15 protein-coding genes are annotated in these 15463 nt (G+C 62.3%); 7 read left to right on the top strand and 8 right to left on the bottom strand.

Annotated elements, in window-relative coordinates; all coding sequences use genetic code 11:
• Window positions 1–89 precede the first annotated feature (89 nt).
• Together Q7F16_RS08595 and prlC are read right to left on the bottom strand one after the other, a co-directional pair.
• Window positions 90–371 (bottom strand): YheV family putative zinc ribbon protein, encoded by a 282-nt coding sequence (locus Q7F16_RS08595; RefSeq protein WP_046064694.1) that lies wholly within the window; start codon window positions 369–371, stop codon window positions 90–92.
• The gene (prlC, locus tag Q7F16_RS08590; RefSeq protein ID WP_409555631.1) at window positions 368–2446 is read right to left on the bottom strand and encodes an oligopeptidase A; all 2079 of its coding nucleotides are present in this window, start codon (window positions 2444–2446) and stop codon (window positions 368–370) included. The genes Q7F16_RS08595 and prlC overlap by 4 nt, the downstream gene beginning before the upstream one ends.
• Window positions 2447–2518: 72 nt before the next feature.
• On the opposite strand from prlC, the gene Q7F16_RS08585 reads away from it, so the two are divergent.
• Window positions 2519–3064: a gamma carbonic anhydrase family protein gene (locus Q7F16_RS08585; protein ID WP_003196351.1), complete on the top strand. Its 546-nt coding sequence runs from the start codon at window positions 2519–2521 to the stop codon at window positions 3062–3064.
• An 81-nt stretch (window positions 3065–3145) separates the two neighbouring features.
• Window positions 3146–3796 carry an HAD family hydrolase gene (locus tag Q7F16_RS08580; RefSeq protein WP_409555630.1) on the top strand — a complete coding sequence of 217 codons (651 nt, stop codon included), beginning with the start codon at window positions 3146–3148 and terminating at the stop codon, window positions 3794–3796.
• A 185-nt stretch (window positions 3797–3981) separates the two neighbouring features.
• On the opposite strand, the gene Q7F16_RS08575 is transcribed toward Q7F16_RS08580, so the two are convergent.
• The 4 genes from Q7F16_RS08575 to aspA form a co-directional block, all read right to left on the bottom strand.
• The gene (locus Q7F16_RS08575) at window positions 3982–4974 is read right to left on the bottom strand and encodes an AraC family transcriptional regulator (RefSeq protein ID WP_409555629.1); all 993 of its coding nucleotides are present in this window, start codon (window positions 4972–4974) and stop codon (window positions 3982–3984) included.
• Between the two features lie 215 nt (window positions 4975–5189).
• Window positions 5190–6194: an asparaginase gene (locus Q7F16_RS08570; RefSeq protein ID WP_409555628.1), complete on the bottom strand. Its 1005-nt coding sequence runs from the start codon at window positions 6192–6194 to the stop codon at window positions 5190–5192.
• A gap of 134 nt (window positions 6195–6328) precedes the next feature.
• Window positions 6329–7780: an alanine/glycine:cation symporter family protein gene (locus tag Q7F16_RS08565; protein ID WP_046064698.1), complete on the bottom strand. Its 1452-nt coding sequence runs from the start codon at window positions 7778–7780 to the stop codon at window positions 6329–6331.
• Window positions 7781–8268: 488 nt separating this feature from the next.
• Entirely contained in the window at window positions 8269–9693 is a 1425-nt protein-coding gene (gene aspA / locus Q7F16_RS08560) for an aspartate ammonia-lyase (RefSeq protein ID WP_003196363.1), read from the bottom strand.
• A 180-nt stretch (window positions 9694–9873) separates the two neighbouring features.
• Between aspA and Q7F16_RS08555 the strand changes: the two genes are divergently transcribed.
• The 5 genes from Q7F16_RS08555 (at window position 9874) to Q7F16_RS08535 (ending at window position 13728) form a co-directional block, all read left to right on the top strand.
• Complete coding sequence (locus tag Q7F16_RS08555) at window positions 9874–10791, top strand: LysR substrate-binding domain-containing protein (protein WP_046064699.1); 918 nt, start codon at window positions 9874–9876, stop codon at window positions 10789–10791.
• 373 nt (window positions 10792–11164) lie between these two features.
• The gene (gene purE, locus Q7F16_RS08550) at window positions 11165–11656 is read left to right on the top strand and encodes a 5-(carboxyamino)imidazole ribonucleotide mutase (RefSeq protein ID WP_018604706.1); all 492 of its coding nucleotides are present in this window, start codon (window positions 11165–11167) and stop codon (window positions 11654–11656) included.
• Window positions 11657–11668: 12 nt separating this feature from the next.
• Window positions 11669–12754: a 5-(carboxyamino)imidazole ribonucleotide synthase gene (locus tag Q7F16_RS08545; protein WP_409555627.1), complete on the top strand. Its 1086-nt coding sequence runs from the start codon at window positions 11669–11671 to the stop codon at window positions 12752–12754.
• A gap of 102 nt (window positions 12755–12856) precedes the next feature.
• Window positions 12857–13102 (top strand): GlsB/YeaQ/YmgE family stress response membrane protein, encoded by a 246-nt coding sequence (locus Q7F16_RS08540; RefSeq protein WP_003196372.1) that lies wholly within the window; start codon window positions 12857–12859, stop codon window positions 13100–13102.
• An 89-nt stretch (window positions 13103–13191) separates the two neighbouring features.
• Window positions 13192–13728 carry a DUF3299 domain-containing protein gene (locus Q7F16_RS08535; protein ID WP_044059253.1) on the top strand — a complete coding sequence of 179 codons (537 nt, stop codon included), beginning with the start codon at window positions 13192–13194 and terminating at the stop codon, window positions 13726–13728.
• Window positions 13729–13864: 136 nt separating this feature from the next.
• On the opposite strand, the gene Q7F16_RS08530 is transcribed toward Q7F16_RS08535, so the two are convergent.
• A complete protein-coding gene (locus Q7F16_RS08530) occupies window positions 13865–14764 on the bottom strand; it encodes a D-hexose-6-phosphate mutarotase (protein WP_046064701.1) in 900 nt (299 codons plus the stop codon).
• Between the two features lie 57 nt (window positions 14765–14821).
• Complete coding sequence (locus Q7F16_RS08525; RefSeq protein WP_003177184.1) at window positions 14822–15226, bottom strand: acyl-CoA thioesterase; 405 nt, start codon at window positions 15224–15226, stop codon at window positions 14822–14824.
• Between the last annotated feature and the right edge of the window lie 237 nt (window positions 15227–15463).

Genomic DNA, 15463 nt, shown 5'->3' with positions numbered 1-15463 from the left:
CGTGATGAACAGTCTGCAAAGGAAGGTGTGGGTGCGGGCGGTATATATGTATCGCTTCCGGGCCGTGGGGCCCGGAAGGTAATACCGGATCATTCAGTCGGTTTTTTCTTCAACTTGGGGTTGGGGAAAAACTGCACCGCCTGGACCTTGGCGTCCGGCACCTTGAGCGCCGAAGTATTGACCCGGGTGCCCAATTCCTTGGGCACCGACAGGCCTTGCTCGTTGAGTGTGTCGCAATAACCGCAGGCCACACATTCACGGTGCGGCACGCCGTCTTCGTTCCACATCATCAATTTGTCCGGCTCGCTGCAGGCCGGGCAGACCGCCCCGGCGATAAAGCGTCGCTTGGTAATCACAGGTCCCTCGCTCATGCTGCCGCGTCCTCGGTCAGGCCGCTGTGGCGCAAGAGTGCGTCAATCGACGGCTCACGGCCACGGAAGTCGACGAACAGCACCATCGGCTCCTGCGAGCCGCCACGGGCCAGGATCGCCTCACGGAAGGCACGCCCGGTGTCGGCGTTGAGCACGCCGTCTTCTTCGAATTTGGAGAACGCGTCGGCCGACAACACTTCTGCCCATTTGTAGCTGTAGTAGCCCGCCGCATAACCGCCGGCGAAGATGTGGGCGAAGCTGTTGGGGAAGCGGTTGTAGGCCGGTGGACGCATGACCGACACTTCGTCGCGCACGCCTTCGAGCACTTGCAGCACGCTGCGGCCATCGCCGTGGGTGGCGTGCAGCTCGAAGTCGAACAGCGAGAACTCCAGTTGGCGGACCATCATCAGGCCGGACTGGAAGTTTTTCGCCGCGAGCATTTTCTCCAGCAGGTCCTGGGGCAGTGGCTCGCCGGTTTCGTAGTGGCCGGAAATCAGCGCCAGGCCTTCAGGCTCCCAGCACCAGTTTTCCATGAACTGGCTCGGCAGCTCCACGGCATCCCAGGCCACGCCGTTGATGCCGGACACGCCGGCGTGTTCGACGCGGGTCAGCAGGTGGTGCAGGCCATGGCCGAATTCGTGGAACAGGGTGGTGACTTCATCGTGGGTCAGCAGCGCCGGTTTGCCACTGTCGGCCGGGGTGAAGTTGCACACCAGGTTGGCGACCGGGCTCTGCAGGACGCCTTCGAAGGTGCGACGACGGTCGCGGGCGCCGTCCATCCAGGCACCGCCACGCTTGTTGGCGCGAGCGTAGAGGTCGAAGAAGAAGCGGCCGACATGCTGGCCGTTCTCCTTGATTTCGAACAGGCGCACGTCCGGGTGCCAGCTGTCGAAGCCTTTCAGTTCGGCGATCTCGATGCCATAGAGGCGCTGCACGATGGCGAACAGGCCGCCCAGTACCTTGTCGATCGGGAAGTACGCACGCAGGGCTTCCTGGGCCACGCTGTAACGCTGCTGGCGCAGTTTTTCACCATAGAAACCGCTGTCCCAGCTTTGCAGGTCGGGGCAGCCCTGTTCGGCGGCGAAGGCTTTGAGCTGTTCCAGGTCCAGGGCGGCGAATGGTTTGCTGCGCTTGGCCAGGTCCCGCAGGAAACTGAGGACCTGATCGCTGGATTCGGCCATCTTGGTCGCCAGGCTCAACTCGGCGAAGTTGGCGAAACCAAGCAATTGGGCCAGTTCCTGACGCAGGTCGAGGATCTGTTCCATCACCGGGCCGTTATCGTTCTGGCCGGCATTCGGGCCTTGGTCCGAGGCGCGGGTGCAGTAGGCGGCGTAGACTTCTTCACGCAGGGCGCGGTCTTCGGCGTAGGTCATCACCGCGTAATAGCTGGGGAATTCCAGGTTGATCAGCCAGCCGTCCAGCTCCTTGGCCTGGGCGGCCGCGGCCATTTGCGCCTTGGCCGAGTCGGTCAGGCCGGCAAGGGCGGCTTCGTCTGTGACGTGCTTGGTCCAGGCCTGGGTCGCGTCCAGCAGTTGATTGGAGAAGCGGCTGCCCAGTTCGGACAGTTTGCTCTGCACTTCGGCGTAGCGCTTCTGCTGCTCCGGCGGCAGGTCGATACCCGACAGGCGGAAGTCACGCAGGGAATGTTCCAGGATGGTTTTCTGCGCCACGTCGAAACCGGCGGCTTCAGGGCTGCTCGCCAGGGCTTCGAACGCCTGGAACAGCTCGCGGTTCTGGCCCAGCTCGGTGGAGTAGGCACTCAGTGCCGGCAGGCAGGCCTCGTAGGCTTCGCGCAGTTCAGGGCTGTTGCGCACGGCATTCAGATGACTGACCGGGCTCCAGGCGGCGCCCAGGCGATCATTGAGCTCGTCCATCGCCAACACCAGGCCGGCCCAGGTAGGCTGCTGGACTGGGCTCTTGAGGAGCTCGGCGATGGCGGCACGGTTGTCAGCCAGGATCTGCTCGATGGCCGGTTGCACGTGCTCGGCACGGATCGCCGAGAATGGCGGCAGGTCATAGGGCTGCAAAAGAGGGTTGTTCACGCTCACGGTCGACACCTTGGCTGGAAGAAACATGGGCCCATCTTAATTACAATCGACGTTCACCGCAGCTAGCAGCGCCTATCACCGGATAAGAGAGAGCCTATCGTGACCCTTCGCACGTACCAGAACCACAGCCCGCGGCTAGCCCGTGGCGCTTTTGTCGACAGCACCGCGGTGGTGATCGGCGACGTCGAAATCGGCGAAGACAGCTCCGTCTGGCCGTTGACGGTCATTCGCGGCGACATGCACCGCATCCGTATCGGTGCGCGTACCAGCGTCCAGGATGGTTGCGTGCTGCACATCACCCACGCCGGTCCGTTCAATCCCGAGGGTTTCCCGTTGCTGATCGGCGACGACGTGACCATCGCCCACAAGGTCATGCTCCATGGTTGCTCGGTGGGCAGCCGGGTCCTGATCGGCATGGGCAGCATCGTCATGGACGGCGCGGTGGTCGAAGATGATGTGATCATCGGTGCCGGCAGCCTGGTACCGCCGGGCAAACGTCTGGAAAGCGGCTTTTTATATGTGGGCAGCCCGGTGAAACAGGCCCGGCCGCTGACGGACAAGGAGCGCGCCTTCTTCACCTACAGCGCGGCGAACTACGTGAAGCTCAAGGACCTGCACCTGGCCGAAGGCTACGACCAGCCCTGATGAGGTTCATCGTGGCGAGGGAGCTTGCTCCCGCTTGAGCGCGAAGCGCTCACAATTCAGTGATATTCCCCAGGAACTGCAATGCATTACCAGACTGTACTCTTCGACCTCGACGGCACCCTCACCGACCCCCGCGAGGGCATCACCCGTTCGATCCAGTTCGCCTTGAGCAAACTGGGCATCGACGAACCCGACCTGACCCGCCTCGAGCATTTCATTGGCCCACCGCTGTTGCAGGCGTTCATGCAGTTTTATGACTTCGACGAAGCGAAGGCCTGGGAAGCGGTGAATTTCTATCGCGAACGCTTCAAGGTCACCGGCCTATACGAAAATCGCGTCTTCGACGGCGTGATGCCACTGCTGGAAACCTTGGGCGGCCAGGGGCGCCAGTTGTACATCGCCACCTCCAAACCCTGGGTGTTCGCCCGGGAAATCGCCCGCCACTTCGACTTCGCCCGGCACTTCAAAGTGATCTACGGCAGCGAACTGGACGGCACCCGCACCAACAAAGTCGAGCTGATCGCCCACCTGCTGGCCGAAGAAGGCCTCGACCCGGCTAGCACCCTGATGATCGGCGACCGCAAACACGACCTGATCGGCGCCCGCAGCAACGGCTTGGATGCGGCGGCGGTGGGGTATGGATTTGGTAGCCACGAAGAACTCAGCGCCGAGGGCCCGGCGTATCACTTCGAGACGGTGGATGCGTTGCATCAGGCGTTTTTGCGGCGCTGACTGGATCGCCATCGCGAGCAAGCTCGCTCCCACATTGTCCAAGGCGCCCACAAAACGGGTGCCCACCGCCAAGCCCCTATGGGAGCGAGCTTGCTCGCGATGGCGGCAGCACATACACCCCGGCCTCAAGTATTAGCCATGTCCCTGTTCCAGCAGGGGTGGGTGTTATATATGAAAGAGACGGTTCAGGCCCTGAACTGGCTTGGCGCCACACCGCTCCAGCGCACGAAGGCATGGCGGAAGCTGGCGGTTTCGCTGAAGCCCAGTCGTTCGGCGATTCGGTAGATCGGCAATTGGTCCTCGCAGAGCATCTGCTTGGCCCGTTCGAAGCGCAGTTCGTCCAGCAGTTCCTGATAGCTGCAGCCCAGGTCCTTGAGGTGCCGGCGCAAGGTGCGCGCCGAGCAGTTCATCTGTTCGGCCAGGCCTTCCAGCCCGGGGGCGGCGTCCAGTTGGGCGTCGAGCAACTGGCGGACCCGTCCCAGCCAGGCCTGGCGTCCGGTGAACTCGGTGTTCTGCCGGCGGCAACGTTCGGCCATGGCGTGATGGGTGATGGGGTCGGCCAGGGGCAAGGGTTGGTCGAGCCAGTGGCGCTCGAAGGCGAACGCGTTATCGACGCTGTCGAAGCGCACCGGGCAATCGAAGAGCGCTGCGTAGCGCGCCTGGTAATCGGGCGCCGGATGGTCGAAGCGTGCCGCACGCAAGGGCAGTGCATGACCAAGGAGGTCGTTACAGATGACCCTCAGTGAAACCATGCAGAACTCGGCATTGAACACCGCCAGGGCCGGGTTCTCCCGATAATCGCTGGCGCTGAACCAGATGTACTGGCCGTCATCGTCCAGGTTCAGTTCGAAGAGTGTTCCCAATAGCGCCGGATAGCGCAGCGCCAGGCGCAAGGCGTCACCTAAGGTGGCACTGGTGAGCAGCGCATAGCCGAGCATGCCGTAGGACGAAACGTGCATGCGCCGGCCCAGTTCCAGGCCGATGTCGCGCTTGAGGGCCACGGCGTTGGCGCAGACCTGCATCTCCTGGTTAGTGGTGATGCGTGTATCGGCCCGGCTCAGGTCCGCCGCGCTGATGCCGCTGCCGGCCAGCAATGCCTCACTGGACAGCCCTTCATTCTTGAAGGTGCTCAGTACCAGGGAGACGGCGTTGAGGGTGGTGAGGTGGGAATGCAGCATGTCCGTTTCCAGCCTGGGGAAGGCTGGAGATGGAGCAAGTTATATGCCGGGCGAAAATCGGAAGGTTCAACACAACCTCTAGTGTGGGAGTAAACCTGTGGGAGCAAAGCTTGCTCGCGAAGAACGATGACGCGACCTTACAGTTGATCTGTGTCGCCTGCATCGCGAGCAAGCTTTGCTCCCACAAGTGTCCCCTCCCACAGGTTTGCAGTGTGTCAGCTCAGCTCGCCACACAGGTCCAGCTCTACCAGCCGCCGAACCTCGTCCACCGGCAGCCCGGCGCCAATCAAGGCCTGCAACTTGCCGAACGCGGCCTCGCGGGTCATGCCGCCGCCGGACAGCACGCCGACGCCGCGCAAGCGGCTGCCAGCCTCATACACGTCCAGCTCGACGCCACCTTCATGGCATTGGGTCACCGCCACGACCACCACGCTGCTGTCCCGCGCCCGCTCGAGGCTGGCGAGGAAGGCCGGGTTGTCGCTCGGCCCGGTGCCGCTGCCGTAGCATTCCAGCACCAGGCCCTGGATGCCGCTGCCCAGCAGGCCATCGAGGACCTGCGCGCTGATGCCGGGAAACAGCGGCAACACCGCGATGTTCGCCAATTGCTTGGGCTGGTTGTAATTCAACTGCGCCGGCAGGGAGGACGCCTGGCTGCCGCCACCCTGGCGTTCCAGGCGCTTGAACGGGTGGCGACCGAAGCTGCGCACTTTCGCGCAACGGGTTGGCGCCAGCAGCTCACCGTGGAAGTACAGGTGCACGCCCGGCGTCAGACCCTGGCCAAGGGCGACCAGCGCGCCGCTGAGGTTTTCCCAGGCGTCGCTGTCGGTCACGCCGGCGGGCAGCATCGAGCCGGTGAAGCAGACCCGCGCATGCAGGCCCAGCAGTTGGAAGCTCATCGCCGCGGCGCTGTAGGCCAGGGTGTCGGTGCCGTGCAGGATCAGGATGCTGTCGCAGCCCTGCACGTCCACGGCATCGACCACTGCTTCGCGCAGTTGCTGCCAGTAGGCGGGGGTCATGTTGGCGCTATCGATCAGCGGCGACATTTCCCGGAAGCGCCATTGCGGCACGACGAGTTCGGGTTGGCTGTGCAGGTAATCGCGCATCCGCGCTTCGAAACCGGATGCCGGGGCCAGGCCGTGGGCGCTGGCCTGCATGCCGATGGTGCCGCCGGTGTAGAGCACCATGACGTGCTGGGCGGCAGGGTAGGTCGAGCCATTCATGGGGTTGTTCTCCGAGGACGAAAACGGCAGCTTGGGTCAGCTGCCACAACATAAGGTCGAGCATGACGCCGACCTTACGCTGTGTCACGCCGGGCGCAGGGGATGCGCCCGGTTTTTTACCATCAGCCTGCCGATCAGCGTTGCGCTGCGGTCACGCCCGCCGGGGCGTTTTCAGGCTTGGCAGCCGGTACCGACGGGGTGGCTGGCCATGCATTGCGGTCCAGGTCCAGGTCCGGGAACTTGCTGGAGTCGAAAACTGGCACCTTGATGCCGGCCGCACGCTGGTCATCGTAGTCACGCAGGATGCGCATGCCGACCTTGAACAGCAGGAACAGCGCGATCAGGTTCACGAACGCCAGCAGGGTCATGGTGATGTCGGCGAAAGCGAACACGGTGCCGAGGTTTTCGATGGCGCCCCAGAAAATCAGGACCAGGACCAGCGCGCGGTAGCCGATCAGGACCTTGCGATTGTCACCGATCATGAAGCGCAGGTTGTTCTCGCCCAGATAGTAGTTGTAGAGGATCGAGGTGAACACGAACAAGGACAGGGCCACGGAGATGAATATCCGGCCCCAGTCACCCACGACGGCCGCCAGGGAGTTCTGGGTCAGGGCAATGCCGTCGCCTTCGAAACCCGGGGTGTAGAAGCCCGACAACAGGATCAGCAGCGCGGTGCAGGTGCAGATCACAAAGGTGTCCAGGAACACGCTGAACGCCTGGACGACGCCCTGGGCTACCGGGTGCTCGACCGACGCGACGGCGGCGACGTTAGGCGCACTGCCCAGGCCGGCTTCGTTGGCGAACACGCCACGCTTGACGCCCATGATGATGGCGCTGCCGATCAGGCCGCCAAACGCTTGATCCAGGCCGAACGCACTTCTGACGATCGTCGCCAGCATGTCCGGTACGTGTTCGAACTGCAGCACGATGACGTAGAGGGTCACGCCGATGTACGCCAGGGTCTTGACCGGTACCAGCAGGTCGGCAACCTTGGCGATACGCTTGATCCCGCCGATGAACACCAGGCCCAGCAGCACCGCCAGGCCCAGGCCGGTGTAGGTGGTGTCGAAGCCGAAGGCGTTGTTCAGGGAATGGGTGACCGCGTGGGCTTGCAGGCCGTTGAAGGCGAAGCCGAAGGTGACCAGCAGCAGGAACGCCATGATCATGCCCAACCAGCGTTTCTGCAGGCCGTGCTGGATGTAATAGGACGGGCCGCCACGGAACTGGCCTTCGGAGTCGCAGCGCTTGTAGAGCTGGCCGAGGGAGCATTCGAAGAAGCTGCTGGACATGCCGACCAGCGCGGTCACCCACATCCAGAACACCGCACCAGGACCACCCAGGGTCACGGCGATGCCGACACCGGCGATGTTGCCCGCGCCGACACGGCCGGCCAGGCTGAGCATCAGGGCCTGGAACGAGCTGAGCTGTTCAGTGCTGCTTTTCAGGCTTTCACGGAATACCGTGAACATGTGAAAGAAATGACGGAACTGGACGAAACGCGAGCGGATCGTGAAGTAGCTCCCGAGCCCGACAATGAGCACGATCAGCACTTTCCCTGAGAGGAAGTCGTTGATGACTTCAAGCATGAGTATTCCTCGCTGTTTTTTGTTTAAGCAAATGCTGGCCATTTGGAAATATCGCGTTACATCGGTCGGCGCGCGGCCCAACAGGTGAGGCGATGTTTCGTCCCGGTCCATTTTCGCGGGTTTGTTATTAGTTCGGTTTTCGCATGTTTAAGGATCTCGCTGCAGACGACCGCTCATGCGAAGAGGGGCGGCACTATACCTATCAGCGCGGTGCCCGTCTGCACAGTTGTGGTGCGTCCGACGAAACGAATCCTTTGAAACACCTGGCCTTTCGGTCAGGTTATTGTGGGGGCGAGCCTGCTCGCGTTGGCTGGCGACGCGGTTTACAACGGGCAGCGCGTCGTCGTTTATCACGAGCAGGTTCCTTCCCACAGGTTCAGTCATCCTTGGCTGCTATCAATTAAAAAAAGGGCTTGGGGAAGATCCCCAAGCCCTCAAAAGGTGAGAGGTGTCTAGTCCCTCGACCTGGTGAGCGGTGGTCGTGTCGATCACGCTTTGAGCGGGACCAGACGCGGAGCAATCATGTTTTCCGGGCGCAGGATGTCGTCGAGCATGGCGTCGTCGAGCAAGCCTTCTTCGCGCACCAGTTCCAGCACGCCGCGGCCACTTTCCAGGGCTACACGGGCGATGCGGGTGGCGTTTTCATAGCCGATGTACGGGTTCAGGGCGGTGACCAGGCCGATCGAGTGCTCGACCAGTTCACGGCAGCGCGCTTCGTTGGCGGTGATGCCGACGATGCAGTGCTCGCGCAGCATGTCCATGGCCCGTTGCAGCAGGCGGATCGAGTCGAAGATCTTGAAGGCGATCAGCGGTTCCATCACGTTCAGCTGCAGTTGGCCGCCTTCGGCCGCGATGGTCAGGGCCAGGTCGTTGCCGATGATCTGGAACGCCACCTGGTTGACCGCTTCCGGGATTACCGGGTTGACCTTACCGGGCATGATCGAGCTGCCTGGCTGGCGGGCCGGCAGGTTGATTTCGTTGATGCCGGTGCGTGGGCCGCTGGACAGCAGGCGCAGGTCGTTGCAGATCTTCGACAGCTTGACCGCGGTGCGCTTGAGCATGCCGGAGAACAGCACGAAGGCGCCCATGTCGGAGGTGGCTTCGATCAGGTCGGCGGCCGGAACCAGCGGCTGGCCGCTGATGGTTGCCAGGCGCTGTACGGCCAGAGCCTGGTAGCGCGGGTCGGCGTTGATGCCGGTGCCGATGGCGGTGCCGCCCAGGTTCACTTCAGTGAGCAGTTCAGGCGCCAGGGTTTTCAGGCGCGCCAGGTCTTCGCTCAGGGTGGTGGCGAAGGCGCGGAATTCCTGGCCGAGGGTCATCGGCACGGCGTCTTGCAGCTGGGTGCGACCCATTTTCAGGACGTGGCTGAATTCTTCACCTTTGGCCGCGAACGCCTGGATCAGGCTGTCGAGGCTGGCCAGCAACGCATCGTGGCCCAGCAGCAGACCCAGGCGGATCGCGGTTGGGTAGGCGTCGTTGGTGGACTGCGCCATGTTCACGTCGTTGTTGGGGTGCAGGTACTGGTACTCGCCTTTCTGGTGGCCCATGGCCTCCAGCGCGATGTTGGCGATGACTTCGTTGGCATTCATGTTGGTCGACGTGCCGGCGCCGCCCTGGATCATGTCCACCACGAATTCTTCGTGGAAATCGCCGCGGATCAATCGTGCACAGGCTTCACTGATGGCGGCGTGCTTGGCTTCGCTGAGCTGGCCCAGTTCGCGGTTGGCGTCAGCGGCGGCCTGTTTGACCATTGCCAGACCGACCACCAGTTTAGGGTAATGCGAGATCGGGACGCCCGAGAGACGGAAGTTGTTTACCGCTCGCAGGGTCTGGATGCCGTAATACGCTTGCGCCGGTACTTCGAGTACGCCAAGCAGGTCTTTTTCTGTGCGGAATGATGCAGCGGAGGACATGATAGAAATCATCTCGATAAGGACCCGGTCTGAGCCGGAACGCTGCGAATCCTAGGCTCTGGAAAAAAATAGGGCCAATGCTGTTAAGCACTGGCCTATGCATATTCGGCATAATGTCGGTGTGACGTCGGCGGTGCGACGGACGTGTGACCTGTTTTGGTGCGTGTAAGGGAGGACGTGATGAATCTTGAAAGCAAATGGCTTGAGGACTTCAGTGCCCTGGCCGCTACCCGCAGTTTCTCCCAGGCAGCCGAGCGGCGTTTCGTGACGCAACCGGCATTCAGCCGGCGAATCCGCAGCCTCGAGGCGGCGCTGGGGCTGACCCTGGTCAACCGTTCGCGCACGCCCGTCGAGCTGACGGCGGCGGGGCAGTTGTTCCTGGTGACGGCGCGCACGGTAGTCGAGCAACTGGGTGAAGTGTTGCGTCATTTGCATCACCTGGAAGGCGGGCAGGGCGAAGTCATCCAAGTGGCCGCTGCCCACTCCCTGGCGCTGGGCTTTTTCCCGCGCTGGATTGCGCAATTGCGCAACGAAGGGATGAACATCGCCACGCGGCTGGTGGCGACCAACGTCGGCGACGCCGTCCACGCCTTGCGTGAAGGGGGCTGCGATCTGATGCTGGCCTTCTACGACCCGGATTCGGCCATGCAGATGGACCCGGAGATCTTCCCGTCGCTGCACCTGGGCCAGACCGAGATGCTCCCGGTGTGCGCCGCCGATGCCGATGGCAAGCCGCTGTTCGACCTTGAAGGCGAGGCCAGCGTGCCGCTGCTGGCCTACAGCGCCGGGGCGTTCCTCGGGCGTTCGGTCAACCAGTTGCTGCGCCAGCGGGCGCTGCGGTTCACCACGATCTACGAGACGGCCATGGCCGACAGCCTGAAAAGCATGGCCCTGGAAGGCCTGGGCATCGCCTGGGTGCCGCACCTGAGCGTACGCGCCGAACTGGCCCGGGGTGAGCTGGTGATCTGCGGCGGGACGCAATGGCACGTGCCGTTGGAGATTCGCCTGTACCGCTGCGCCTTGGTGCGCAAGGCCAATGTGCGGTTGTTGTGGCGCAAGCTTGAAGGTGGCGTGGCGCAGGGTGCTATTGGATCTTGAATCCAACGCAGTCCCCTTTGTGGGATGTCACTGATATCAGGGGCATCACCGAGCCCTTGTGGGAGCGAGCTTGCTCGCGATGACGGACTGATATTCACAGTTGCATTGACTGACCTATCGCTATCGCGAGCAAGCTCGCTCCCACAAGGGATTTGTGTCGTTGTTCTGCTGACCTGCGAGTCAATAAAACCGCCACTTCACCGCAAATGACAGATGGTCGGCGAAAGTGCGTTTAACGCACCATTTTCGGTATACTGCCCGGCCTTCGGTCGGCTTGCCCGGCCATAATTCGTACAACAAGCCACGCCGGTTTCCTGCGTGGCTTGTTGTTTTTTGACGCGCCTGAGGGCGCCCAGAGAGAAGAGGCACGACGATGAGTGCACTGGTTGGCGTGATCATGGGCTCCAAGTCCGATTGGTCCACCCTTAGCCACACCGCCGATATGCTGGAAAAGCTCGGCATCCCTTACGAGGTGAAAGTGGTCTCCGCCCACCGTACCCCGGACCTGCTGTTCCAGTACGCCGAAGAGGCCGAGGCGCGTGGCATCGAGGTGATCATCGCCGGTGCCGGTGGCGCCGCCCATTTGCCAGGCATGTGTGCGGCCAAGACCCACCTGCCGGTGCTGGGCGTGCCGGTCCAGTCTGCGATGCTCTCGGGTGTCGATTCGCTGCTGTCGATCGTGCAGATGCCGGCCGGTATCCCGGTCGCGACCCTGGCCATCGGCAAGGCCGGCGCGATCAACGCGGCCCTGCTGTCGGCGAGCATCCTGGGCGCCAAGCACCCACAATTTCATACCGTGCTGAAAAAATTCCGCGCTGAGCAGACAGACAGCGTCCTGGACAATCCAGACCCACGCATTGCCTGAGGTTGTTGACGAATGAAGATCGGTGTAATCGGTGGCGGCCAGTTGGGTCGCATGTTGGCCCTGGCAGGTACGCCGCTGGGGATGAACTTCGCTTTCCTGGACCCGGCGCCGGACGCCTGTGCCGCCGCGTTGGGTGAACACCTGCGGGCCGACTACGGCGACCAGGATCACCTGCGCCAATTGGCCGATGAAGTTGACCTGGTGACCTTCGAGTTCGAAAGCGTCCCGGCCGAAACCGTGGCCTTCCTGTCCCAGTTCGTCCCGGTCTACCCGAGCGCCGAAGCCTTGCGGATCGCCCGTGACCGCTGGTTCGAAAAGAACATGTTCAAGGACCTGGGCATCCCCACGCCAGCCTTCGCCGACATTCAGTCCCAGGCCGACCTGGACGCTGCCGTCGCTGCCATCGGCCTGCCCGCCGTGCTCAAGACCCGCACCCTGGGTTACGACGGCAAGGGCCAGAAAGTCTTGCGCAAGCCTGAAGACGTGGTCGGCACGTTCGCCGAGCTCGGCAGCGTGGCCTGCTTGCTGGAAGGCTTCGTGCCGTTCACCGGGGAAGTCTCGCTGATCGCCGTGCGTGCCCGTGACGGTGAAATCCGTTTCTACCCGCTGGTGCACAACACTCACAAGGACGGCATCCTCAAGCTGTCCGTGGCCAGCACCGATCATCCGTTGCAGGCCCTGGCCGAGGACTATTCCAGCCGGGTGCTCAAGCAGCTCGACTATGTCGGCGTGATGGCGTTCGAGTTCTTTGAAGTGGACGGTGGCCTCAAGGCCAACGAAATCGCCCCTCGGGTACACAATTCCGGGCACTGGACCATCGAAGGCGCCGAGTGCAGCCAGTTCGAAAACCACCTGCGGGCGGTGGCTGGGCTCCCATTGGGGTCGACCGCCAAGGTCGGCGAGAGCGCGATGCTCAACTTCATCGGCAAGGTGCCGGACAGCGAGAAAGTCCTGTCGATCGCTGACTGCCATTTGCATCACTATGGCAAGGCGTTCAAGGCAGGGCGCAAGGTCGGTCACGCCAACCTGCGTTGCGTGGACCGGGCGACGCTGGCGCAGCAGATCATCAAGGTCGAGACGCTGATCGCCGAGCAATAATCCGCAACACCGGTGGAACCATTCGTCGGCTAACCTCTCTCATGGCTAAGTGCCAAAGCCTGTCCAGGCTTTGGCATCGCTATCCAACCAGAGGGCAATGCCATGGGAATCATCGGAACCATTTTTATCGGCTTGATCGTTGGCCTGCTGGCACGCTTCCTGAAACCGGGCGATGACAGCATGGGCTGGATCATGACCATCCTGCTCGGTATCGGCGGTTCGTTGGCGGCCACGTACGGCGGCCAGGCCCTGGGCATCTACCAGGCCGGCCAAGGTGCTGGTTTCATCGGTGCCCTGGTGGGCGCAGTGGTATTGCTGGTGATCTACGGCCTGATCAAAAGAAACTGATTCAAATGCGATAAAGCCCTCTCTGCCTGGCGCGCAGAGGGGGCTAGAATGCTCGGCGGTTCACTTTCCACTCATTGCCGAGCCCTTTCATGCGCCGTCTAGTGTTGACCCTTCTTCTGCTGGGCAGTGGCCTGGCCCATGCTGCCGAGCTGCCGGAAACCGACTGGCTCGAACTGATGCCCAAGTCGGACCAGAAAGCCCTCGAGGCCATGCCCGAGATCGACCACAACTCCCCGGAAGCCAATGGCACCTTCACCGAAAAAGGTGGCCTGAAGCAAAGCAAAGGCTTGCCGGCGGTGATGTATTCGACCAAGACCGTGGCGGCGATGAATGACAAACACATCCGCATCGGCGGTTACCCGGTACCGCTGGAAACCGACGCCAAGGGCCGCAGCACGCTGTTTTTCCTGGTGCCCTACCCCGGCGCCTGCATCCACGTCCCGCCACCGCCGCCTAATCAGTTGGTGCTGGTGCGCTATCCCAAGGGGCTGAAGCTGGACGACATCTATACACCGCTGTGGGTGACCGGCACGTTGAAGATCGAAAAGGTCGACAATGATCTGGCGAGTGCGGCGTATGCACTGGAGGCGCAGAAGGTGCGGGTGGTGCAGGAGGCGGATTTGTAATAGGCCTGTTGGCCTGACACAAATCCCAATGTGGGAGCGAGCTGGCTCGCGATGGCGGTGTGTCAGTCGACGCTGATGTTGACTGTCATGGCGCTATCGCGAGCCAGCTCGCTCCCACAGGGGTTTGTGGTGTGGCTTAGAGCGGCTTGCTGCCGATGCTCACGCCCAGGGTATGGCTGGCCTGTGGCAACAACGTCACCACATCGTCCATCACATTGGCTGTCTCGATGCACAGCATGCGCTGCCAGCCGTCGTCGGCCATGTCGCTGAAGGCCTTGGCGCGTTCGGTCCAGGGGTTCCAGATCACCGCCGAGCGCGAACCATTGCTGGTCAGCTCGATCCGTCGTTCCCACTGCGGGTCAATGATGTTCAGCTTCGGCGGGGTATCGAGGTAGATGCGGTCGGTCTCGCCGGCAAAGTGCAGATTGCCGGCCTGGGTGACGGTTTTCCAGTCGTCCAGGGTCTCGATATAGCTCAAGCCATCCACCCCTTCGACCTGCACGTTGCGCACGTCGCTCACGGCAAAGTAGCTGTGCAGCGCCTGGCTGAGGCTGACGGTTTCGCTGCCACGGTTATGGCTGGTGAGGCGGATGTGCAGTTGCTCGTCCATCACGATGGTCAGCGTCAGGTCGACCTGATGAGGCCAGCCAGGGAGGCCGTTCTCGGGGTAGGGCAGCACGAATTCCACCTTGAGGCTTTCGCCTTCGGCTTCGATGCCCTTCAACGACCAATCCATCGCCCGCACCAGGCCGTGGGCGGTGGCCGGGTCGTTGCTCACGCGCATGGCCTGTACGCTGTCGGGGTTGCGCGTCAGGTTGCCGAACCACGGCCAGCACACCGGCACGCCGGCGCGGATGCTCTTGCCGGCCTTGAACGTGGCCTGGTCGTTGAGCCAGATCAGCGGCGGCTGGCCGTCCACTTGATAGCTGAGGATATGCGCGCCTTGTTGGGCCACCAGCAACTCGGCCTGACCGTGGCGGATACGCCAGGCGTTCAGTTCATCCAGTTTGACGGCTTCGACGTTGGGCGTAGGCATGTTGCAAATCTCGCTCGGGAACAGGGACTGCAATGGACCGCAAAACGGTCGCCGTGTTTAACGGGCGCGCGGCGGAACCGAGCGGGTGCGACCGCTGCCGTCGATGGCGACGAAGACAAATACCGCCTCGGTCACCTTGCGCCATTCACTGGACAGCGGGTCGTCGCTCCAGACCTCGACCATCATCTGGATCGAGCTGCGGCCGATTTCCAGCGCCTGGGTATAAAAGGAAAGCTGCGCCCCCACCGCCACCGGCACGAGGAACGCCATGCGATCGATCGCCACGGTAGCCACGCGTCCGCCCGCCACTTTGCTGGCCATGGCGGTGCCGGCCAGGTCCATTTGGGACACCAGCCAGCCGCCGAAAATATCGCCGAAACCGTTGGTCTCGCGAGGAAGCGCGGTGATTTGCAGGGCCAGGTCGCCTTGCGGGATTGGATCTTCTTGTTCGAGCTCTATCATGCCGGGGGTGCCTCTGACCCGTAACGCTGTCTTGTACTTCAGGTGAATAGCCGTCTTTGTAAAAAACGATTCAGCCCGAACATACTGCGTTCGTCACGTTTTTCGTAAAGGCGTGCCAAAGGGAAACTCTGCGAAACCGGCTGGTTCTGGTACTACGCCACCAACGACGTTTTCGCACAGCAACCCCTTACAGAGTACTGCAAGGTTGCGAGTATATCGGGCGATAGACGTCGAGAC

It is taken from the genome of Pseudomonas sp. Lb2C2 (genome assembly GCF_052112205.1).
In the GTDB taxonomy this organism is placed as follows: domain Bacteria; phylum Pseudomonadota; class Gammaproteobacteria; order Pseudomonadales; family Pseudomonadaceae; genus Aquipseudomonas; species Aquipseudomonas kilonensis.
The sequence above is the reverse complement of the archived record's forward strand: the minus strand, read 5'-3'. Positions and strand labels throughout refer to the sequence as shown.